Genomic DNA, 21,007 nt, shown 5'->3' with positions numbered 1-21,007 from the left:
TCAGCCGCGGCCGTGCAGCTTCTTCATCAGCTCTGCGCGGTTGCGCACGCCGGCCTTGACCAGGATGCGGCTGATGTGGGTCTTCACCGTCGGCAGTTCGATGTCGAGCCGCCGGCAGATGTCCTTGTTGCACATGGCGGCGCCGACGAGATTGGCGATCTCGCGCTCGCGCGGCGTCAACCCGGGGATATCCAGCCCTGACGTTTCGTCCTCATCGGTGAGCACACTGTCTTCGACGAAACCGACCAGCCTGTCGAGGAAGGTGAGGTTGTCGGAGGTGAAGGGCCCGTTGCGTTCGCTGCGCAGCAGCGAGGCGCCTGCCACGATCCGCGATCCGGCATGGAAGTAGAGCTCGGTCTGGTGCACCGTGTTCTGCGGCACCAGGAATTGCTCGAAATATTCAGGCGCACCGGCATCGCGCCGCGCGGTCTCGCGCGTCACCGAGCGCAGCCTGATGCCAGCCTGGTCGACACGTTCGGGATGCAGCGGATCGAAACGCCAGAAGCGGTGGTAGTAGCGGTTCAGCCAGTAGGGCGAGAGGCCCGACAGTCGATGGTCGACGACATGCCTGCCGTCCTCGACGCGATAGAAACAACAGCCGACAAGCGGCATTGCCGCCGCCACGACTGTGAGGAACTGGTCTCCGAAAGCTGTCCTGTCGAAATGCATGAGCGTTGGCCCGATCGACGGATCGGCCATTTCCGGCCTCTCCGTTCCCCTGTCGCGGCGATACTTTAACATCATAGTATCGTTATGCGGCTGCCAAAATAAACTGAATTCCTGCACGCCGCATTCTGCCGGATCGAACCTGATGCTGTGGCTCCGGACAGCAGGATCTGTCCGGAGCGGAAGGCAGGCAACGATGCCCGCCTGCATCGGCCGGTCTATTTGCCCGGCGTCAGCGAGATCCGCGTCGCAGCCCCACCTTCGACCGCCTCGCGCGAGTAGAGCAGCGGCACGTAGTCGCCGGTGAGCCAGAGCGGCGCGAGATCCCTGTAGTGCGGGCTGAACGGATCGCCCGATTGACCCGGCGTGTTGATGACACGGCTGTTGTCCCAGCCGCCGACGTCGAGGACCATTCGGAACGATGCCCCGGACATGAGCGTGAAGTCCGGATTGTAGCTTGCCGCATGAGGCGTCGTTGACGAACCGGACATTGCCCAGGGGCCGACCGTGAGTTGCTCCTGCATTGCCTTCGAGACGGTCGGCGACAGCGAATGGTTGAAAACGGCGCGATGCAGGTCGCCCCAGCGCCATTTGTCCATGTCATTTCCGAGCCGTTCCTTCAGCGCCGCGACGGCCGAGGCAAGGCTTTCCGAAATCACGGCGGCTCTCGTCGCCTGAGGGTCTTTCCCCAGGCGCTCGTCTGCCGCCTCCAGCATGTCGATGGTTGCGGTCCCGCTGCCTTTGCCGATCGTCTTGCGGGCGACTTCCGGCACGACACGCGCGATCAGCGCCTTGGGCAGGTGCTGGCTGATCCACATTTCGTAGAGCGCAGCCGGAGCGCTGTCGATGTCGTTGGATCCGTTCCAGGTCCTCAGCATCTCCGCGGCCTGCTTGACCTCGGTGGAGGCATCGGCAGGCAACTCGACCGCTTTGAGAAGTTTGACGGCCCGTTCACCCAACAGGTTCACATCGTCGTTCTGAAGTTTCATCGAATCGGCCAGCGTGACCTTGTCGTTGGCGGCGACAACCTGCGCGATCCGTTCATAACGTGAAGGGTCGGCCCATTCGAAGCCGACCTTGCGCTCCTTCACCGGATAACCTTCCGGCAGGTTCATCTGGTTGGCGGTGGCGAACCAGCCCTTGGCCGGATTGTAGACGCTGGGCAGGTCGTCGCGTTTCAGAAAGCCCCACTCGTAGCGGCCGTCGCCAGGCACCGGCAGCAGGCCGTCCCAGTTCTTGCGTGCCGGTGTCATGGCTGCCGCCACCCAGCCGATATTGCCCTGGGTGTCGGCGTAGACCTGATTCTCCGAAGGCGCATAGAAGCGGTTCATGGCTGTCAGGAATTCGTTCCAGTTTTTCGCCGTCATATAGTCCGACGAACCGAAATAGGCTGAGGTCCCCGGCTCCATCCAGACGCTGCGCACCGCGAACGCCCGGTGGTTTTCGCCGTCCGTTTTCACGACCGGTCCGTGCCGCGTGAACTTGAGCGAGACCTTGCGCGGCTCGCCGTCGCGAACCGCGATCGTTTCCTCGACCGTCTTCATGTCCTCCCAGCCGTCCTTGTATCTGTACTGGTTGGGATTGTCGGGGTTGGTCTCGTAGACGTAGAGGTCTTCCTGGTCGACGTTGAAGATCGTCAGCCCAAAGGCGATCGTGCCGTTGTGACCGATGGAGATGCCGGGCAGCGCCGGTTCGCCGGCACCCACCACCGACATTTCGGGGCTGTTGAGATGCACGATGTAGCGCAGCGACGGCGCGCTATGGGCGCGATGCGGATCGTTGGCCAGGATCGGCCGTCCCGTCGCGGTGCGCGCAGGAGCAACCACCCAATTGTTCGAACCGATGGTGTCGACCGTGCCGTCGGCCCTGTCGAGGAATGGTTGCGGATCGTAGAGTTCCGCCTTCTTCTTGGGTGGGCTGAAGTCGACGGAATCGGTCGCCCAGTCATAGTCTTTCAGCACATCGGCCGGAATGATGCAGGGGTCCAAGCCTTGCGGCACCTCGGGCTTCCAATCCGGCTCCAATTTGCTGCGCAGGCGGTCTGCATCGATATCGGCCTTGCAGGTCACCAGGGCGCGCTTCACTTCCGAAGAGACGTTGCGCGTCAGCCCGTGGCTGCGGATCCGCACCACGTCTTCCGGACCCCAGATCTCCGGCTTTGACCCGCTCAGCGAAAATTCGATCGGGAGCGGTTTGGAGCCGGCCAGCACTTCCGAGACATAAGCGTTCACCCCGGCGACGAAGGCTTGCGCAAAGCTTTTCGCGTTCGGGCCGTAAGATGCCCATTCCGTGTCCATGTCTCCGCGGAAGAGGAAAAGCCTGGCAGCGCGGTCCCGCTCGGCGAAATCTTCGCCGAAGCTCTCCGCCAGCCGGCCCAGTCCGCGCTTGCGCCACAGATCGATCTGCCACAGGCGGTCGCGGGCGGCGTTGTATCCCTGCAGGAAAAGCGCGTCGCGGTTGCTCCTGGCGTAGATGTGGGCGATGCCCCAGTGGTCGATCAGGATTTCGGCCGGCTGGTCGAGGCCCTTTACCGGATAGGTGTCGGAGCGCACCGCAGTGGACATGTCGGCGAGTGCCGGACCGGCAAGCAGGACGGACAAGGCGTAAGGCAGGGCGGCCGAAGCGGCCAAGCGAAGAGAGCGCATCATTCCTCCATTCCGCGCCCCGCCTGCAAAAGTATTCATGGCCAGTCGGTGGATGACAAGCTGACGCGCCAATTGGACCGACGGTCCATGAACGGTTGGTACAACCGGCTCGGCAGCAGACCGGGCGTTCGACAGGTCTGCGGCGGCCGAATGCGGCAATCCGGAAAACCGATTGGCGATATGGCCGTCGAAAATGAATGGGTTTCCTGCAAATGACCCGAAGCTGGATCAATTTTTCATTGGCATGAGCCCTTGCCAAGGTTCCGGCATTCAACGAAAACCCGTTTGAGCCGGGAGCCATTCCGTTCTCGGCCAGATGCGGCTTCCGGCTGATGCCGATGCGCCGCAACGGGAAGTATAAGACAATGTCCGCGATCGAAGCCGGTGTGAGAGCGCCGGGAAGCCTCTGGCGCTCCGAAATCAAGTCAACGCTGTCGCTCGCATGGCCGATGGTGCTGACCAATCTCGGCCAGACGGCGATGACGGCCACCGATGTCATGATGATGGGCCGGCTGGGCTCCGAAACGCTCGCCGCCGGCGCGCTCGGGTCCAACCTCTATTTCATGCCGATGATCTTCGGTCTCGGCCTGATGCTGGCCACCTCGCCGATGATGGCGACGGAACTCGGCCGCTTCCGCCATTCGGTGCGCGACGTACGCCGCACCGTGCGCCAGGGTCTCTGGTCCGCAATCTTCATCGCCATCCCGATCTGGTTGTTCCTCTGGAACGGCGAACGGATCCTGCTGGCCATGGGCCAGGATCCCGTGCTTGCGCATCAGGCCGGCATCTATATCCACTGGCTGCAATGGGCTCTTTTGCCGTTCTACGGCTATATCGTGCTGAGGTCCTTCATATCGGCGCTCGAGCGTCCCGGCTGGGCCCTGGTCATCGTCTTCATTGCGGTGAGCGCCAATGTGCTGCTCAACTGGATGTTCATGTTCGGCAATCTCGGCGCGCCCAGGATGGGCATCGCCGGCTCGGGGCTGGCCACCACCATCTCGTCAGTGCTGATGTTCATCGGCATGGCCCTGGTGGTGACCCGGCACAGGAAGTTCCGCCGCTATCACCTGTTCGGCCGTTTCTGGCGCTCCGACTGGCCGCGCTTCAGGGCGCTGATGAAGCTCGGCCTGCCGATCGCCGGCATCCTGGCCTTCGAGGTGACGATCTTCAATGCCGCTGCCTTCCTGATGGGGCTGATCAACGCGCCGTCGCTCGCCGCGCATGCCATCGCCCTGCAGATCGCCTCGATCAGCTTCATGGTGCCATTGGGTCTCAACCAGGCTGTCACCGTGCGCGTCGGTCTTGCCTATGGCGCCGGCGACAAGGACGGCATCAGCCGCGCCGGCTGGACCTCCTACGCCATGGGCGTCGGCTTCATGTCGCTGACCGCGCTCACCATGATCCTGTGGCCGCGCGTGCTGATCTCCGGCTTCATCGACGTGCATGATCCGGTCAACAGCCAGGTTGTCGGCCTCGCCGTCTCGTTCCTGGCGTTCGCCGCGCTTTTCCAGATCGTCGATGGTGCCCAGGCCGTCGGTGCCGGCATGCTGCGCGGCCTGCACGACACCACGGTGCCGATGATCTACGCGGCGGTCGGCTATTGGGGTGTCGGCCTGCCGCTCGGAGCGCTACTTGCCTTCCATTTCGGTTTCGCCGGCATCGGTATCTGGATCGGCCTTTCGACCGGACTGGCGGTCGTCGCCGTGCTGCTGCTCGGCCGCTGGCTGCGCCGCGACCACCTGCCGGCAAAGTCGGGCGCGATCGCCATGCATTGATCGGGCTGGGCCCGTTGCATCGATCATGAATGCGCGGTGGCAGTCTCAGTATAGCACTGCTATAGACTCGTCTCTATAGCGGTGCTATATAGCGCGTATGGATACACGCGAAACCCTGCTGGCTGCGGCCCTGAAGATTCTCGAGGAAGAGGGCGAGGAACAGTTCTCGACGCGCAATGTCTGTGCGATCGCGAACGTCACCGCGCCCACACTCTACCATCACTATGGCAGCGCTGACGGCCTGCTGAGCGCAGCCATCGCGGAAGCGTTCGCGCAATTTCTCGAAAGCAAGAAAGCAGCGGTCCAGTCTCCCGACCCGGTGACGGCGCTCCGCGAAGGCTGGGACGACTATGTGCGCTTCGCTGCAGCCCGCCCGAGGCTCTACGCGGTGATGATGGGCCGTGTTCTCAAGGGCGGCCAGATGCCTGCGGCCGAGGAGGCGCACGCGCTGCTGATCGAGCGCATAGCGGCGATCGCTGCCGAAGGTCGCCTGGTGCTGGCGGTTGAGGTGGCGGCCGACCTGGTATGGGCCTCGGCGAATGCCGCATCGCTGCTTCACGTGACAGCCCGGCTGCGCAAGACGCCGCCGCCCATGCCTGCTGTCCTCGAGAACATCCGCGAGAATGCCATGCAGGCCATCCTGAATTCTCCTTCAAAGGATCGATCGCAATGAAAATCCTCGTCACGGGTGGGACCGGTCTTGTCGGCGGGCGCCTGATCCCGCGACTGGTGGAGGCTGGCCACGAAGTGTTTGCCCTCACACGCTCCGCATCGTCCCATGGCCGGCTGAAGGCATTGGGCGCGTCACCGGTCGACGCCGATCTGGAGAGCCGTGCGCCCCTGTCCCTGCCAGCGATCGACAGCGTCGTGCATGCGGCCGCGCTGTTTCGCTTTTCGGGGCCTCGCCAACCCTATTTCCGCACCAATGTCGACGGCACCGCAGCGCTGCTGAAGGCCGCCGAGAAAGCCGGCGCAAGGACCTTCGTCTACATCAGCGCGGCCGGGATCATCATGGACGATGCCGGTTCGGCGATCCGTCACGCTGATGAAAGCGCGCCAACATTCCCGAACCATTCTTCCGCCTATCTGGCGAGCAAGGCGCAGGCCGAGGCGATCGTGCTGGCCGCCAACAAGCCCGGCTTCCGAACCATCGCGCTGCGCCCGCCGGCGATATGGGGGCCGGGCGATCCGTTCAGCCGCGCACTGCCGACGGCGATAAAGTCCGGGCAGTTCGCCTTCATCGATCGTGGTGACTATGCCTTTTCAACCTGCCATGTCGACAATGTCGTCGAGGCGGTGCAATGCGCATTGGAGCGCGGCGAGGGTGGGCATGCCTTCTTCATCAGCGATCGGGAACGGCCGACCTTTCGCGAATTCGTCGCGGCGCTGGCGAAGCTGCAGGGACTGTCCATCGACAGGCTGCGCTCGATCCCCTACCGGCTCGCTTCCACGGTCGGCCGCACGCTCGATGCCATCTGGGCCGTCACGCGGAGGAAAAACGACCCGCCGCTTTCGCGCTCGATGGTACGCATGATCGGGCGGGAGTTTGGGATCGATGATGCCGCTGCACGTCGCGAGCTGGGCTATGTCGGAAGAACGTCACGCGCCGAGGGGCTGAGAAGCTACGGGCCCGCGATGGTGGCGAGCCCGTCATGACCAGGGTCGCCGTTCAGCTGTCCGACGACATTGCGCCGAGCAGCCTGCGGATGTCGCCGAAATAAGCGATCGCCCCGAACACCAGCGCAGCCACCGTGACGAAGAAGATCGACACCGCCGCCATGGTCGGCGTGTAGCCGTAGCGCAGCGCATTGAAGATCTTGATCGGCAGCGTCTCGGTGGTGAAGCCGATGGTCATGTAGGCGACGATGTATTCGTTGAGCGATAGCACGAAGGCAAAGGCGAATCCGGAGACCAGATAGGGCAGGATCAGCGGCAGCACGACTGTTTTCAGCACGGTGCGGTCGTCGGCGCCCATCGTCGACGCGGCTTCGACCAGCGAGCGGTCGATGGACGCGAAGCCGAGCGACAGCGTCACCAGCGGCAGCGTCACGAAGAAGATCGCGTGGCTGATGATCGCCGTGTAGAACTGCCCGAACAGGCCGACCGTCGCCCAGAAGCTCAGGAAGCCGAGCGCGGTGATGACCGGCGGCAGGATGAAGGGCGCGAGGCCCAGCACCTGGAAGATGTTCGCCCAGGGTGCGATGCGCCGCCACAGGAACCAGGCCAGCGGCAGCGCGATCGCCACTGCGATCGCCGCCGAGCAGATGGCCAGGGTGACGGAATGAATCAGCGCTAGCCGCCATTCCGGATCGTTGAAGATCTGCCCGTACCAGCCGAGCGAGAAGCCTTTCGGCGGGAAGGTCAGCTCCTGCTTCTGATTCACCGAGACACCCGCCACCACGATCAGCGGTGCTGCCAGGAACAGTGCAACGAGGACGAAGTAAAGCCGGCGAAGCACGGTCATAGCGCGTTCTCCTTGCGGCCGACGAGCAAAGTGAGCCCGACCAGTGCCAGCGAGATCAGCACCAGGAACACCGCCATCGCCGCGGCGAATGGCATGTTGGACTGGTAGATAGCCTGATCGGTGATCAGCACCGAAAGCGTCCAGTTCGACGGCCGGCCGAGGATCTGCGGCAGCAGGTAGGAGCCGAGCGCGAAGACGAACACCATGATCAGCGTCGCCACGATGGTGTTGCGCAGCGCCGGCGTGACCACGTTGAAGAAGGCACGCACCGGCGAGGCGCCCAGCGTGCGTGCGGCTTCCAGCAATGTCGGGTCGAGCCTGACCAAAGCGGGGTAGAGCACGAGGATCGTATAGGGCAGCGCCTGATAGACCATGCCGGTCAGCACCGCCCAGAAGCTTGGCAGCAGCGCCACCGGCTCCTTCATCAGCCCGATCGCGACGAACAGGTTGGTGATGCCGGCGGTGCGCGAGAACAGCGTCGACCAGGCGAAGCCGATGATCACTTCCGACAGCGACAGCACCGAAAGCAGCCCGACCAGCCACAGCGTCTGCACCGCGCGGGGACGTTTGGTCAGCAGATAGGTGAAGGGAAAGGCGATCACGACGCAGCACACCGCGACAAGGATCGCCAGCAGCAGCGAGAAGCCGAGCACCGACCCGAAGAAGGCGGTGAGGAAGCGCGCGTAATTGTCGAACACGAAATCCGGCGTGTAGAAGCCGGACGGATTGCGCTTGAAGAAGCTCACCGCGATCATGATCGAGAACGGCACGACGAAGAAGACGATGAGCATCAGTGCCGGAAAGAACAGCGGCGTATAGTCGGCAAGGGCCCTGGCCGGTTCTCGTCTCATGGCTGCAGCACCACGCAGCTTTCCGGCGGCAGCACCACGCCGATGGCCTGGCCGACGCTGACATTGGGGCGCTCGCGCGGCGTGGCGACCGCCACGATGGTGGTGCCGCCGGCTTCGACGAAGGTTTCGACCGTGCCGCCGAGATCGCGCACGAAGCTGACCGTGCCCGGGATCGCGCCGGCGCCGGGCGTCGAGAAATGGATGTCCTCGGGACGGATCGAGATGGTGGCCTTGGCCGAGCCCGATGGCAGGGCGACGCCGGGTACGGCCGCCCCCAGTACCGTGGTGCGGCCGGCGCTGTCGGCTTCGGCGGGCAGCAGATTGGTGATGCCGATGAAGTCGGCGACGAAGGCATCCGCAGGTTTGCGGTAGATCTCGATCGGCGAGGCGGCCTGCAGGATCTTGCCCTTGCCCATGACGACGACGAGATCGGCCATGGTCATCGCCTCACGCTGGTCGTGGGTGACGACCACGGTGGTGATGCCGAGGCGCTGCTGCAGCTGGCGCAGTTCCACCTGCATCGCTTCGCGCAGCTTGGCGTCGAGCGCCGACAGCGGCTCATCGAGCAGGAAGAGTTTCGGCGACAGCGCCAGTGCGCGGGCGATCGCCACGCGCTGGCGCTGGCCACCCGAGAGTTTCGCCACCGGCCGGTCCGCGAAGCCCGGCAGATGGATCATCGCCAGCAGTTCCTCGACGCGCTTGCGCTGGTCGTCCTTCGAGGCACCGCGGATGCGCAACGCATAGGCGATGTTTTCGCCGACCGTCAGATGCGGGAAAAGCGCCAGCGACTGGAACACCATGCCGAGATTGCGCTTGTGCGTCGGCACGCGGGTGATGTCGTCACCGTCGAGCACGATGGCGCCGCTGGTCGGTTCCTCCAGCCCGGCGATCATGCGCAGCAGCGTGGTCTTGCCGCAGCCGGAAGGGCCAAGCAGGCAGATGAACTTTCCGTCCGGGACGGACAGGCTGACATCGTCGACGGCGGCGAAATCTGCAAAGCGTTTGGTGATCGAATTTATGGACAATCCGGGCATGGCGTTATCCTGCTTGGCTGGTCGTGCATGCGGATGGTGCGGTCGGTGCCGCAGTCGCCTTCGAAACTAGCGGAAGGCGGGCGAGCGGTCGATGCGAAGATATGGAGTCCGCTGGAGCATGATCCCGAAAAGTGGGACCCGGTTTTCGGAAAAGATCATGCTTTGGTAGAGAGCTGGATCAGGATGGCGTCCAATCAAACGTCATCCTGATCCAAGCGGGCTCCAGATATCGTTACAAAAGTCGGCGGGTGATCAGCCGACGATCAGCTCGGTCCATTTCTGATTGATCGCATCAGCCTTCGACACATAGAGGTCGTAGCGCGGAATGATCGGCGCGATGTCGGAAGACACTGCCGCGAATTCTTCCGGCTTCAGGTCGAGAACCTCGCGCTTCAGCGTTGGTGCGGTGCCGACATTGCGCGACATCAGACCCTGGATCGCCGGCTGGCTCATATAGTCGATGAAGGCATGCGCTTCGTCGACCTTCTTCGAGGCGCGCGACAGCACCCAGTTGCCGGAATCCTGGATGCCGCCTTCCTTCGGGAAGGTCGACCGCACGGGCTGGCCGTCCTTGGCGGCAAGGCCGGTGACGTCGTGGTAGTACTGGCCCATCGGGATCTCGCCCGACTTCAGCGCCTGCTCGAACTGCGCCTCGTCGCGATACCACAGGCGTACATTCGGCTTCACTTCGGCGAGCTTGGCAAAGGCCTTGTCGATGCCTTCGTCGGTGTCGAGCGCGTTGGTGCCGCCCATGAAGGTCTTCGCCGTCACTTCCAGCAGGAAGGAGTTGGAAGCGAGCGCCAGCAGGCCGAGCTTGTCGGCATTGGCCTTGTCCCACAGCGCGTCCCACGAGGTCGGCGCTTCCTTGTAGGCATTGGTGTTGGTGACGAGCGTGATGTACCAGGCCACCGCGCCGATGCCGGCGACACGGCCGTCCGGATATTTGTTGATGAACTGCGGCAGCAGGTCGCCATAGTGCTTGAACTTGGCGGTATCGAGCGGCTGCCACAGCTCGGTCGACTGGCCCTTCAGCGTCGAGGTCTGCGACATCATCGAAAGGTCCGCCGGCGCCTGTCCGGCCTTGGCGGCCTGCTCCAGCTGCACCAGCCAGGCTTCACCGGTCGGCTCGGCCACCGATTCCACGGTAATGCCGGTCGCCTTGGTGAATTCCGGGAAGATGTGCTGGTCGAACGACTTCTTGAAATAGCCGCCATAGACGCCGACCTTCAGCGACTTTTCCTGGGCGCGGAGGATGGCGGGCATCGCCAGCACGCCGGCGGCGGCAACGCCGGCGCCAAGCACGCTGCGCCGGCTGAGCATCGTCTTCATGATCTCGGTCATCGTTGTTCTCCGTTGTTCCGGCTTTGCCGGGTTCCCTTATGGTTTTCTTATAAAATGGCGTCACTGGATAGAGCATGATCTGTTCCGAGAACCGGTTCCGGGATCATGCTTCCATCCAGCACACCGTCATCCTTTCAGCGCCGGGCTGAACACCATCAGCGATAGGATCTCGAACAGCACCTGCGCGCCGGCATGCGCCGTGTTGGTGGTGGAATCGTATTGCGGCGCGACCTCGACGACGTCGCCGCCGACGATGTTGAGGCCTTTCAGCCCGCGCAGCAGCTCCAGGACTTCGCGCGTCGTCAGGCCGCCGACTTCCGGTGTGCCGGTGCCGGGCGCAAACGCAGGGTCGAGGCTGTCAACATCGAAGGAGATGTAGGTCGGGCCGTCGCCGACGATCTTGCGCGCCTTCTCGATGATGGCCGGAATGCCGAGGCCTGGAACCTCTTCGGCATGCACGACGGTCATGCCGGATTCGTAGGTGAACTCCCACAGATATTCGGCCGCACCGCGGATACCGATCTGGATGGTGCGTGACGGGTCGAGCACGCCATCCAGCACCGCGTTGCGGAAGGGGCCGCCGTGGTGGAACTTGGTCTGGTCGAAGGCGCCACCGGTGTCGCAATGCGCGTCGATATGGATCATGCCGACCGGCCGCTCCTTGCCGACGGCCTTCAGGATCGGATGGGTGATCGAATGGTCGCCGCCGACCGACAGCGGGATGACGCCGGCATCGACGATCTGGTTGAGGCGTTTCTCGATATCCTCATGGCTCATTTCCAGCCGATAGCGGCTGCGGAACGGCACGTCGCCGATATCGGCCACGCGCAGTTCGTGGGTCGGTGCGCAATCCAGCACATGGTTGTAGGGGCCGATGCGTTCGATGGTGCGCAGCGCACGCGGACCGAAACGCGAGCCCGGACGATTGGTGACGCCGAGATCCATCGGCACACCGATCATTGCCACCTGGAGGTCGCCGAAATCGGGATTGTCGGCGGCAACTTCACGATAGGGCGCTGTCAGGAAGGTCGGGATGCCGGAATAGGGTGCAAGACGGGTGCCGCCCTTCGAGAAGATCTTGTCGGCCACCCGACGGAACTTCGGATCGAACAACTCGCCGCCATGGCTCTCGCCATATTTGCGGCGCAACGCGTCGAGCTTGCCTCTGTCGAAACCCATCCTGCAACTCCTCCTGCTGCACATGACCCCGAAAATCGGGATCGATTTTCGGAAAGGATGATGTGCCATATCAAACTGGCGAGCCGCTGTGCCTCCGATGCGGGGCATGAACCAGTTCCGGCTGCCTGCGATACCGTGTTTTTATGATTGATTGCCGCGGATTGTCGGAGGCTGCGGATGGAAAATCAATTGATATTGTTATAGCGCTGGCTGTTAGGAAATCTCACACTGTGCCTTGACATCGGCTTATGACCCGTCGCCTTCCCCCCTTGAATCCCTTGCGGGCCTTCGAAGCGACCGCCCGTCATGGCTCGCTTTCCAAGGCCGCCGCTGAACTTCATGTCACCCACGGTGCGGTCAGCCACCAGATCAAGGCACTGGAGCAGTCGCTCGGGGTCAAGCTGTTCGAGCGGATTGGTTCGCGTCTCAAACTCACGCCGCACGGTGCCGAGCTATTGCCGGCAGTATCCGGTGCCTTCGAGGGCATCGCCGCTGCCGCCGCACGGTTGACCCGTCCCGCCAGCAGCGGCGCGCTGGTCGTATCCTGCGTGCCGGCGCTTCTGTCGCTGTGGCTGATCCCGCGCCTCGGCTCGTTCACCGCGCGCTATCCCGACATCCGGCTCAAACTTCTCGCCTCCAACGATGCGCGTGATATCCGCCAGCCCGACATCGATGTCTGCGTGCATTATGGCGACGGCAGCTGGAGCGATTGCTGGATCCGCAAATGGTCAGGGCTGGAGTTGTTTCCGGTCATCAGCCCGACGCTTGCCAACAACCGGCCGATCCGCTCGATCCGCGACCTTGCCGACCACGTCCTGCTGCATGGCGACGATGGACGCGAGTGGCACACCTGGCTTGCCGCCGCGGATGCGCTCGATCTCGAGCGGGTCTGCCGGCGCCATCAGTTCAACGATGCCCGCCTGTCGATCGAGGCGGCACTCCATGGCCATGGCGTGGCGCTTGGCGACACGATGACCGCCAGCCGCCTGCTGGCGATGGGCCAGCTGATCGTGCCGTTCGGCCTCTCGGTGCCGGCGGTCGACGATTTTTATGTCATCTGCCGCAACGAAATGCGCTCCACGCCCATCGTGCAGCTCTTCGTCGACTGGCTGTTCGCTGAAAAAGCTGAAGCTGACGGTCGCGCCGAGCCGGTTGCGACCAGACTGTCGACCCGTCGCAAGCGACCCATGCTGCAACTGGTGGCAAAATCCGAAGAGTAATCCAACGATCAGTTTGACTGACCGTTGGAGCGCGCGACCGCGCGCCGCGCCCGTTGGCGCGAAAGCCAAGCGGCCCGGACGGGCCACGCCGGCGATTGAGGCGTCCTGGATGTTTCAACAGCCAGGACCTCTCTTATAGGACCGGCTCGACAAGCGCCGGCAATGCCCCCATGTTCATGTCTTCCTGCCTCGCGGTCGCGATGCGGGAAGCGCGTTAATCATTTCGATGCTAAGAGGCCTATCCGGTAACGGATCGGGTGGAAGCGGGTTTCGGACATGGCCAAGACTGACATTGCGCGGCGCGTCTACAACCATACCTGGAAGCTCGACCCCATCGTGCGGTCGCTGCTCGACACCGATTTCTACAAGCTGCTGATGCTGCAGATGATCTGGGGCATGTACCCCAAGGTCGACGCCACCTTCTCGCTCATCAACCGCAAGACCAAGGTACGGCTCGCCGACGAGATCGATATCGGCGAACTGCGCGACCAGCTCGACCACGCCAGGACCCTGCGCTTCACCAAGAAGGAGATGATCTGGCTGGGCGGTAACAATTTCTATGGCCGCAAGCAGATCTTCGAGCCGGAGTTCCTTGCCTGGCTGGAGAATTTCCGGTTGCCCGAATATGAACTGACCAGGCGCGACGGCCAGTTCGAACTCTCCTTCTCCGGCCCCTGGATGTACACCACGCTGTGGGAAATCCCGGCGCTCGCCATCATCAACGAATTGCGCTCGCGCTCGGCGATGAAGGCGTTCGGTCCGTTTTCACTCGACGTGCTTTATGCGCGCGCCAAGGCCAAGATGTGGGCCAAGACCGAGCGTCTCAAGCAACTCCCCGGCATCCGCATCTCCGACTTCGGCACGCGCCGGCGCCACTCGTTCCTGTGGCAGCGCTGGTGCGTGGAGGCGCTGAAGGAAGGCATCGGCGAGGCCTTTACCGGAACTTCGAACGTGCTGCTGGCGATGGACAATGATCTCGAAGCGCTCGGCACCAACGCGCACGAACTGCCGATGGTGCTTGCAGCGCTTGCCAATTCCGAGGCCGAACTGCGCCAGGCCCCCTACAAGGTCCTGCAGGACTGGCAGCGCTACTATGGCGGCAATCTGCTGATCGTGCTGCCTGACGCCTTCGGCACCGCCGCTTTCCTGCGCGACGCGCCCGACTGGGTTGCCGACTGGACCGGCTTCCGCCCCGACAGCGCCCCGCCGATCGAAGGCGGCGAACGCATCATCTCGTGGTGGCGCGAGCGTGGTCGGGATCCGCGCCAGAAACTGCTGATCTTCTCCGATGGGCTCGACGTCGACACCATCATCGAGACCTATCGCCATTTCGAGGGCAAGGTGCGCATGTCCTTTGGCTGGGGCACCAACCTCACCAATGATTTCGAGGATTGCGCGCCGGTGCCGACCGACCGGCTCAATGCCATCTCGCTGGTGTGCAAGGTCACCGAGGCCAATGGCCGCCCGGCGGTGAAGCTGTCCGACAACCCGGCGAAAGCAACGGGTGATCAAAAGGAGATCGACCGCTATATCCGCATCTTCGGCGAGGAGGCGCGGGTGCGCCAGCTCGTAAAGGTCTAGGCAAGGCGGGTTCCGGTTTGCCATTTTCCGGATGAGCAAGCGGTTGAGTCAGCAACAAAATCGGTGGGCCCCGCTCGCTGCGTCGGTCTGTGCGATCCCGCTTCTCCCCGCGCAGGCATTGGCGCATGCTTCCGATCGCGGCCACGTCCTGCTTCTGCCGACCAACTACTACCTCGCCGGCGGCGCCTTTGCGGTGGCGGCATCCTTCCTGGTATTGAGCCTGGTGTCGCCTGAGGCGCTGGGCCGTCTCTGGCGCGGGCGCTTGCCTCTTTTCCGGTTTCCGGACACTGCACGAGCCGTGGCCAGCCTGCTTTCCTTCGCCGTTTTTGCTGCGCTCATCGCGGCAGGGTTCTGGGGCAGCCGCGATCCTCTTTCCAATCCTTTGCCGCTGACGATCTGGACGCTGTTGTGGACCGGCATGACCCTGGCGCAAGGGGTGTTGGGCAATCTGTGGTCCTGGCTGAACCCATGGTATGGACCCTGCCGGCTTCTCGCCTGGCTGACCGGCACCAACCGGGGACGAAGGCGCATGCCACCGTGGCTCGGTTATTGGCCGGCGTTCCTGTTTTTCCTCGGCTTCGCCTGGTTCGAACTGATCTATCCCGCGCCGGACGATCCCTCGAAACTCGCGATCGCGGCCGGTGGTTACTGGCTGCTCAGCTTCGTCATGATGCTGGCCTTCGGTTATGAGCGTTGGAGCAGCCGCGGCGAGTTCCTGAGCGTCTTCTTTTCCATGCTGGCGCGGTTCTCGCTGCTTGACCGTGACGCCGCCGGCAGGTTGTCGCTCTGCTGGCCGGGTGCGAAATTGCTCGATGCGTCGCCGCTGCCGTTGAGCGCTGCCGCATTCCTGCTGCTTGCCCTTTCGTCGGTCTCGTTCGACGGGCTGATGCGGACCTTCTTCTGGCTCGGCCTGAACGGTATAAACCCGCTCGAACTGCCCGGCCGCACCGCGATGATGGGCATGGGCAGCACGGGTCTCGTCGCGACGTTTCTGTTGCTGGCGCTGCTGTTTGCCGTCGCGATCCTGCTCGGCCGCCGACTGGCGCGGAACCGCTTTTCTTTCGTTCAGCTTGCAGGGCTGCTGGTCTGGTCGATTGTGCCGATCGCGCTTGCCTATCACATCGCGCACTACCTCACCGATGTTCTTGTCAACGGCCAGTATGCGCTGGTTGCCCTGTCTGACCCCTTCGCCCGAGGGTGGAACCTGTTCGGAACGGCGCATATGCCGGTCACCGCCGGCATCGCCGCTGGTGCGGACGCTGCCCGGTGGCTGTGGAACATCCAGGCGGCCCTGATCGTAGGCGGGCACATCCTGGCCGTGCTTGTCGCCCATGTCACGGCATCCAGGTTGGCGCCTGCAACGTCGCAGGCGGCCTTGCTGCAGGTTCCGCTCACCGTGCTGATGGTTGCCTACACGCTTTTCGGTCTCTGGCTGCTCTCCACGCCCACTGCCGGATGACCTCCTGTTGCCGGCAATGCTCGCTTGCCTTGGCTGGGGTTTGATGCTTGGTTTGCCTCGCGATTTCATGCAGTCGACCGTCGGCTGCGGGTCAATGCCATGAGGGGGAATTCGATGACTGGCCGCTTCTTCGACCTGACCAAGGGCAAGGCATCCCGCCGTACGGTCCTGAAAGGACTGGCAGCCGGCGCCGGCCTGGCTGCCGCGCCTGGTTTCGTGCGTTATGCGCAGGCGCAGAGCTCTGCCCCGATCAAGATCGGCTTCCAGGCGCATCGCACCGGCATCGGCGCCGCCTATGGCCGCTGGTACGAAAGAACCACGGCTGCGGCCGTGAAGGCGATCAACGCCGCCGGCGGCATCAACGGCCGCCCGATCGAAGTGGTCATCGAGGATGACGGCACCGATGCCGCCCGCGGTGCCGAAGTGGTGGCCAAGCTTGCCAACCAGCACAAGGTCGACATCGTCTACGGCACCCTGTTCTCGAATGTCGTCGTCGGCTCTGCGCCGGCCGCTGGCGAACTGAAGATTCCATACTATGTCGTGTCGGAAGGCTATCACGTCGCGTCCGGCAAGCTGAACCGCTACGTGTTCCAGCCGGGCATCACCGACGTGCGTGCACAGGTGACGTCGGTGGCACCATGGATCGCCGCCAACGCGGGCAAGAAGATCACCATGATCTTCCCCGACTATGCTTTCGGCTACGACCATCGCGACTACCTGCCGCCCGCCCTGCAGAAAGCCGGCGCGGAGGTCGTGGCAAAGATCGCCATCCCGCCGACGGAATCCTCTTTCACCAAGTACTTCCCGCAGATACCGTCCGATACCGATGCCATCTACCACGTCATGGTCGGGCCGGCGGTGCTGACCTTCGTCAAGGAACTGGGTGACTTCTACGGTTCGACCGGGCCGAAGCTGTTCGGCTTCATCGACTCGCTGGAGGCGGTCGACATCAACAGCCCCGGCCTCGAATATCTCGATGGCAGCCATTTCTGGGAAGGTTCGCCGCGTTATGCCCAGGCCGACGACACCGACGCGCAGAAGGCCTATCGCGCCGCCGTCGGCATCGACGACAATGGTGCCTCCGCTGCCGACGCCAAGGACGTTTCCACCGCCGCCCATATGTTCGGCTGCTGGGAAACGCTTTACGTCATCAAGAAGGCGATGGAGGATGCCGGCTACAAGGGGCCGGAAGATCGTGCCAAGCTGGTCGAGGCGACCGAGGCAATGACCGAATTCGCCGAAGGGCCGGAGCATCCGCAAGGCAAGAAACTCTTCAACGGCAAGATCCACCAGTGCTTCGGCCACCAGAACATCTCCAAGCTGGAGGGCGGCAAGCTCAAGGTCGTGCACAAGACGGCGATCGAAGACGGCATGTACGAGCCGGAGGCCGACTACACCAAGCAGTCCCTGTGATGATCCTGTCGTCGAAGGCCGGGACCTGAATGGCTTTCGGACCGCATCTTCTGCTGGCTACCCTGGAAGGGCTGGTTACCGCGGCCGTGCTGGCGCTGACCGCGCTCGGCCTGTCGCTGGTGTTCGGCGTGATGCGCATCGTCAACGTCGCCCATGGCGAATTCTTCATGCTGGGCGCGGTGCTTGCCTGGGCGGTGGCGACGGCACTCGGCGCTCATCCGGCCATCGGCTTCGTGGCGGCGCTTATCGTGGCACCGCTGGTGGTCGGTGCGATAGCCCTGCTTTCCGAACGGCTGGTGCTGCGCCGGCTCAATTATGATCCGGAAGCCACAATCGTCGCCACCATCGGTCTGCTCTACATCATCCAGCAACTGGCGCTGAGCTTCTATGGCCCAGAGGCGCGGCCGGTGACGCCGCCTTTCAGCTATCGCGTGCTGCTGCCCTGGTTCGGCTATTCCGGCTACAAGCTTTCGATCATCGCCGCATCCGGCCTGCTGCTCATCGCGACATGGCTGGTGCTGACGCGTACGAAGGTCGGCCTTGTCATGCGCGCCACGCAATATGACCGCGAGATGGCGCAGGCCTTCGCCATTCCGGTGGAGCGGGTCTATGCCGGCGTCTTTGCGCTTGGAGCCATGCTGGCGGCATTCGCCGCGGTGCTGATCGTGCCGATCAGCCAGGCGCACTACCTGATGGGACAGGATCCGCTGCTGCTGTCGTTCATCGTCGTCATCATCGGCGGCCTTGGCTCGCTGCGCGGCACCGTGGTGGCGGCACTGCTGATCGGCTTGTCTGACGGCATCGTCTCGATGTTCTTCTCGCCGACGCTGGCCAAGCTCATCGCGACGCTGGTGGTTGCGATGGTGCTGGTTTTCCGACCGCAAGGCCTGTTCGGAACGGCGGCCCGATGACGGAAGCGTCAACGGCAAGGATCTATGGATTGCACGTGGCCGTGGTGGCGGTGCTGTTCGCATTGAACTTCCTGCTGCCCGACTATCACCATGGCCTGTTCGCACGCATCCTGGTGCTGGCAACCTTCGCCATGGGCTACAATCTTCTGTTCGGTTATGCCGGGCTGCTCAGCCTCGGCCACGCCATGTTCTTTGCCGCCGGGCTTTACGGCAGCGGACTGGCGATAACCTATCTCGGCCTTGGCGTCCTCTCGGCTTTCGTCACCGGCCTCGGCTGTGGAGCCGTTCTGGCGCTGGTGGTGGGTGTCCTGGCGCTCCGCACCTCCGGCGTGGCGTTCATGATCGTCACCATGATGTTCGCGCAGGCCTTTGTGCTGACCATCGTCTATTTCAACCAATGGACCGGCGGGGATCAGGGGCTGGTGCTGCAACAGGCAAGCCGCATCCTGACGATCGGCGGTGCCAGCCTCGATCTCACGTCCCCGGTCGTGCGCTATCTCGCAGCACTGCTGCTGTTTGCCGTCGTGCTGTTCGCCACGCTCGCCATCGTCCGCTCGCGCTTCGGCCGCGTCCTGGTGGCAATCCGCGAGAACGAGGAGCGCACGCGCATGCTCGGCTACGACACCTTCGCCAACAAGCTGGCTGCGGTCGTGCTGTCAGGCATTTTCTGCGCCGCTGCCGGCGCTGCATACGCCTTGCTGTTCGGGTATGTCGGCTCCAACTTCGCCTCGGTGCAGTATTCCATCCTGCCGCTGCTGTGGGTGCTGGCAGGTGGCGCCGCCACCACGCTTGGGCCTTTGGTCGGCACGGTGTTCATCTACTACGTGACCGACATCGCCAGTAGCTACACCTCGGCCTGGCTGTTGATCGTCGGCACGGCACTCGTCCTTCTGGTCCTGTTCGCGCCGAAAGGCATTCTGGGTGCCGTCCGCCGTCGCTGGACAGGGTGGCTGCCATGACCCGGCCGTTGCTGACCACCCGCGGCCTGTCGCGCGACTTCGGCGGACTGCGCGCCGTGGACAAGGCCGATTTCAGCCTGATGCCGGGAGAGATCCGCGCCATCATCGGCCCGAACGGTGCCGGCAAGACCACCTTTGTCAGCCTGATCTGCGGCCGCATCCTGCCGTCGTCGGGCAGCATCGATTTCGCCGGAACCGATATTTCTGCCCTGCCGGCGTATCGTCGCGTGCGGCTGGGCATCGCCTACACGTTCCAGGTCACCAGCGTCTTCGCCAATCTTTCCGTCTACGACAATGTAGCGCTTTCGGTGCAGCGCACGTTGACCGACGGGCGCTCGAGGGGCGCGGTACGCACCGGCGCCATGAAAGCGCTGGAGCAGGTGGGGCTGGCGGATCGTGCAGGAACGCTGGCCGGGCAGCTCGCCTACGGTCATCAGCGCCTGCTGGAAGTGGCCATGGGCCTGGCACTGCAGCCGCGCCTGCTGATCCTGGACGAGCCGACGCAAGGGCTCTCCGATGGCGAGATCGAAAGCTTCGTCAGCCTGATCCGTGAGATCGCACGCGACGCCACGGTGCTGATCATCGAACACAACATGCCGGTGGTGATGCAGCTTGCCCACCGCATCACCGTCTTCGACGCCGGCAGGATCATCGCCGAGGGTGATCCGGCCGAAATCCGTGCCAACGTCCAGGTGCAGCAAGCCTATCTCGGAGCAGCGCATGGCTAAGCTGCTCACCATCAAGGGCCTCGATTGTTTCTATGGCGAGGTGCAGGTCCTGCATGGGCTGGACCTCGTGCTGACCAAAGGCGAGATCCTGTGCCTGTTCGGCCGCAACGGCGCTGGCAAGACGACGACGCTGAAGGCGATCATGGGGCTGGTGCCGGCCGCCGCCGGTTCGATCGACCTGGAAGGCCGCGAACTGACCACGCTGGCAGCGCATGAGGTGCCGAGAGCCGGCGTTGCCTATGTGCCGCAGGGCCGCCGGCTGTTCGCCGAGATGACGGTCGCCGAAAACATCGAGATCGGCCTGATGGCGCGCGGCAAGGGTTCAGCCACGCGCGAAGCGGTGCTGGAGCTGTTTCCACGCCTGCGCGAACGGCTGAAACAGCGGTCCGGCACGCTCTCGGGCGGTGAGCAGCAGATGCTGGCCATGGCGCGTGCGCTTTGCCTGGAGCCGCAGGTACTGCTTCTGGATGAGCCGACCGAAGGACTGATGCCGTCGATGATCGACAGGATTCGCGAGACGGTTGCCAAACTGCGCGGCCTCGGCGTGTCGACCATCCTGGTCGAGCAGCGGGTGGAGGCGGTGCTTGCCGTCGCCGATCGCGTCGCCTTCATCGAGAACGGCCGCAACCGCGAGACCATGACCGCCGAAGCGTTGCGCGCAGACCCGGCTGCAGTCAAACGTTATGTCGGTGTGGGATAGACCTCACCTTGGTCGGAGGCGAGGCTTCTCCGGGTCGTGGGATTGAAAATAGTGAAATCGGTAATACCTCCAGAAAACAAA

The 21,007-nt window shown here is 63.5% G+C and carries 18 protein-coding genes; 11 read left to right on the top strand and 7 right to left on the bottom strand.

Annotated elements, in window-relative coordinates:
- Both C1M53_RS09685 and C1M53_RS09680 read right to left on the bottom strand, forming a co-directional pair.
- Entirely contained in the window at positions 1-699 is a 699-nt protein-coding gene (locus C1M53_RS09685; RefSeq protein WP_165358109.1) for a helix-turn-helix transcriptional regulator, read from the bottom strand.
- Between the two features lie 185 nt (positions 700-884).
- Entirely contained in the window at positions 885-3,314 is a 2,430-nt protein-coding gene (locus C1M53_RS09680; protein WP_348630035.1) for a penicillin acylase family protein, read from the bottom strand.
- Between the two features lie 362 nt (positions 3,315-3,676).
- Here C1M53_RS09680 and C1M53_RS09675 point away from each other — a divergent pair, with 362 nt between their 5' ends.
- From C1M53_RS09675 to C1M53_RS09665, 3 genes are all read left to right on the top strand, one after another.
- Positions 3,677-5,086, top strand: coding sequence for an MATE family efflux transporter (locus C1M53_RS09675; protein WP_129412058.1), 1,410 nt, complete (start codon positions 3,677-3,679; stop codon positions 5,084-5,086).
- Positions 5,087-5,183: 97 nt separating this feature from the next.
- On the top strand, positions 5,184-5,759 hold the full coding sequence (locus C1M53_RS09670) for a TetR/AcrR family transcriptional regulator (RefSeq protein ID WP_129412057.1): 576 nt from the start codon (positions 5,184-5,186) through the stop codon (positions 5,757-5,759).
- Complete coding sequence (locus C1M53_RS09665) at positions 5,756-6,742, top strand: NAD-dependent epimerase/dehydratase family protein (RefSeq protein ID WP_129412056.1); 987 nt, start codon at positions 5,756-5,758, stop codon at positions 6,740-6,742. The genes C1M53_RS09670 and C1M53_RS09665 overlap by 4 nt, the downstream gene beginning before the upstream one ends.
- A 13-nt stretch (positions 6,743-6,755) precedes the next feature.
- Here C1M53_RS09665 and C1M53_RS09660 read toward each other — a convergent pair whose 3' ends face one another.
- The 5 genes from C1M53_RS09660 to speB form a co-directional block, all read right to left on the bottom strand.
- Positions 6,756-7,550 (bottom strand): ABC transporter permease, encoded by a 795-nt coding sequence (locus C1M53_RS09660; protein WP_129412055.1) that lies wholly within the window; start codon positions 7,548-7,550, stop codon positions 6,756-6,758.
- Entirely contained in the window at positions 7,547-8,401 is an 855-nt protein-coding gene (locus C1M53_RS09655) for an ABC transporter permease (protein ID WP_129412054.1), read from the bottom strand. Before C1M53_RS09655 ends, C1M53_RS09660 begins: the two co-directional genes overlap by 4 nt.
- A complete protein-coding gene (locus C1M53_RS09650; RefSeq protein WP_129412053.1) occupies positions 8,398-9,435 on the bottom strand; it encodes an ABC transporter ATP-binding protein in 1,038 nt (345 codons plus the stop codon). Before C1M53_RS09650 ends, C1M53_RS09655 begins: the two co-directional genes overlap by 4 nt.
- Positions 9,436-9,687: 252 nt before the next feature.
- Positions 9,688-10,776, bottom strand: a complete 1,089-nt coding sequence (locus tag C1M53_RS09645) for an ABC transporter substrate-binding protein (RefSeq protein ID WP_129412052.1) — start codon at positions 10,774-10,776, stop codon at positions 9,688-9,690.
- 126 nt (positions 10,777-10,902) lie between these two features.
- The gene (gene speB, locus C1M53_RS09640; protein ID WP_129412051.1) at positions 10,903-11,955 is read right to left on the bottom strand and encodes an agmatinase; all 1,053 of its coding nucleotides are present in this window, start codon (positions 11,953-11,955) and stop codon (positions 10,903-10,905) included.
- Between the two features lie 248 nt (positions 11,956-12,203).
- On the opposite strand from speB, the gene gcvA reads away from it, so the two are divergent.
- From gcvA to C1M53_RS09600, 8 genes are all read left to right on the top strand, one after another.
- Entirely contained in the window at positions 12,204-13,175 is a 972-nt protein-coding gene (gene gcvA / locus C1M53_RS09635; RefSeq protein ID WP_129412050.1) for a transcriptional regulator GcvA, read from the top strand.
- 276 nt (positions 13,176-13,451) lie between these two features.
- Positions 13,452-14,756, top strand: a complete 1,305-nt coding sequence (pncB, locus tag C1M53_RS09630; protein WP_129412049.1) for a nicotinate phosphoribosyltransferase — start codon at positions 13,452-13,454, stop codon at positions 14,754-14,756.
- 43 nt (positions 14,757-14,799) lie between these two features.
- The gene (locus tag C1M53_RS09625; RefSeq protein ID WP_245488504.1) at positions 14,800-16,215 is read left to right on the top strand and encodes a hypothetical protein; all 1,416 of its coding nucleotides are present in this window, start codon (positions 14,800-14,802) and stop codon (positions 16,213-16,215) included.
- 114 nt (positions 16,216-16,329) lie between these two features.
- Positions 16,330-17,628 carry an ABC transporter substrate-binding protein gene (locus tag C1M53_RS09620; RefSeq protein ID WP_129412047.1) on the top strand — a complete coding sequence of 433 codons (1,299 nt, stop codon included), beginning with the start codon at positions 16,330-16,332 and terminating at the stop codon, positions 17,626-17,628.
- A 29-nt stretch (positions 17,629-17,657) separates the two neighbouring features.
- Positions 17,658-18,539 carry a branched-chain amino acid ABC transporter permease gene (locus C1M53_RS09615; RefSeq protein ID WP_129412046.1) on the top strand — a complete coding sequence of 294 codons (882 nt, stop codon included), beginning with the start codon at positions 17,658-17,660 and terminating at the stop codon, positions 18,537-18,539.
- Positions 18,536-19,498 carry a branched-chain amino acid ABC transporter permease gene (locus C1M53_RS09610; protein WP_129412045.1) on the top strand — a complete coding sequence of 321 codons (963 nt, stop codon included), beginning with the start codon at positions 18,536-18,538 and terminating at the stop codon, positions 19,496-19,498. The genes C1M53_RS09615 and C1M53_RS09610 overlap by 4 nt, the downstream gene beginning before the upstream one ends.
- On the top strand, positions 19,495-20,226 hold the full coding sequence (locus C1M53_RS09605; protein ID WP_129412044.1) for an ABC transporter ATP-binding protein: 732 nt from the start codon (positions 19,495-19,497) through the stop codon (positions 20,224-20,226). Before C1M53_RS09610 ends, C1M53_RS09605 begins: the two co-directional genes overlap by 4 nt.
- Entirely contained in the window at positions 20,219-20,926 is a 708-nt protein-coding gene (locus C1M53_RS09600) for an ABC transporter ATP-binding protein (RefSeq protein ID WP_129412043.1), read from the top strand. The genes C1M53_RS09605 and C1M53_RS09600 overlap by 8 nt, the downstream gene beginning before the upstream one ends.
- Positions 20,927-21,007 lie beyond the last annotated feature (81 nt).

This window comes from Mesorhizobium sp. Pch-S, from assembly GCF_004136315.1.
Lineage (GTDB): Bacteria > Pseudomonadota > Alphaproteobacteria > Rhizobiales > Rhizobiaceae > Mesorhizobium.
The sequence above is the reverse complement of the archived record's forward strand: the minus strand, read 5'-3'. Positions and strand labels throughout refer to the sequence as shown.

Coding starts and splice junctions, on each gene's coding strand:
- C1M53_RS09660 (WP_129412055.1), bottom strand. CDS start 7,550: ATGACCGTGCTTCGCCGGCTTTACTTCGTCCTCGTTGCACTGTTCCTG.
- C1M53_RS09680 (WP_348630035.1), bottom strand. CDS start 3,314: ATGATGCGCTCTCTTCGCTTGGCCGCTTCGGCCGCCCTGCCTTACGCC.
- C1M53_RS09675 (WP_129412058.1), top strand. CDS start 3,677: ATGTCCGCGATCGAAGCCGGTGTGAGAGCGCCGGGAAGCCTCTGGCGC.
- C1M53_RS09655 (WP_129412054.1), bottom strand. CDS start 8,401: ATGAGACGAGAACCGGCCAGGGCCCTTGCCGACTATACGCCGCTGTTC.
- C1M53_RS09615 (WP_129412046.1), top strand. CDS start 17,658: ATGGCTTTCGGACCGCATCTTCTGCTGGCTACCCTGGAAGGGCTGGTT.
- C1M53_RS09600 (WP_129412043.1), top strand. CDS start 20,219: ATGGCTAAGCTGCTCACCATCAAGGGCCTCGATTGTTTCTATGGCGAG.
- C1M53_RS09650 (WP_129412053.1), bottom strand. CDS start 9,435: ATGCCCGGATTGTCCATAAATTCGATCACCAAACGCTTTGCAGATTTC.
- C1M53_RS09620 (WP_129412047.1), top strand. CDS start 16,330: ATGACTGGCCGCTTCTTCGACCTGACCAAGGGCAAGGCATCCCGCCGT.
- C1M53_RS09610 (WP_129412045.1), top strand. CDS start 18,536: ATGACGGAAGCGTCAACGGCAAGGATCTATGGATTGCACGTGGCCGTG.
- C1M53_RS09685 (WP_165358109.1), bottom strand. CDS start 699: ATGGCCGATCCGTCGATCGGGCCAACGCTCATGCATTTCGACAGGACA.
- C1M53_RS09665 (WP_129412056.1), top strand. CDS start 5,756: ATGAAAATCCTCGTCACGGGTGGGACCGGTCTTGTCGGCGGGCGCCTG.
- speB (WP_129412051.1), bottom strand. CDS start 11,955: ATGGGTTTCGACAGAGGCAAGCTCGACGCGTTGCGCCGCAAATATGGC.
- C1M53_RS09670 (WP_129412057.1), top strand. CDS start 5,184: ATGGATACACGCGAAACCCTGCTGGCTGCGGCCCTGAAGATTCTCGAG.
- C1M53_RS09645 (WP_129412052.1), bottom strand. CDS start 10,776: ATGACCGAGATCATGAAGACGATGCTCAGCCGGCGCAGCGTGCTTGGC.
- pncB (WP_129412049.1), top strand. CDS start 13,452: ATGGCCAAGACTGACATTGCGCGGCGCGTCTACAACCATACCTGGAAG.
- gcvA (WP_129412050.1), top strand. CDS start 12,204: ATGACCCGTCGCCTTCCCCCCTTGAATCCCTTGCGGGCCTTCGAAGCG.
- C1M53_RS09605 (WP_129412044.1), top strand. CDS start 19,495: ATGACCCGGCCGTTGCTGACCACCCGCGGCCTGTCGCGCGACTTCGGC.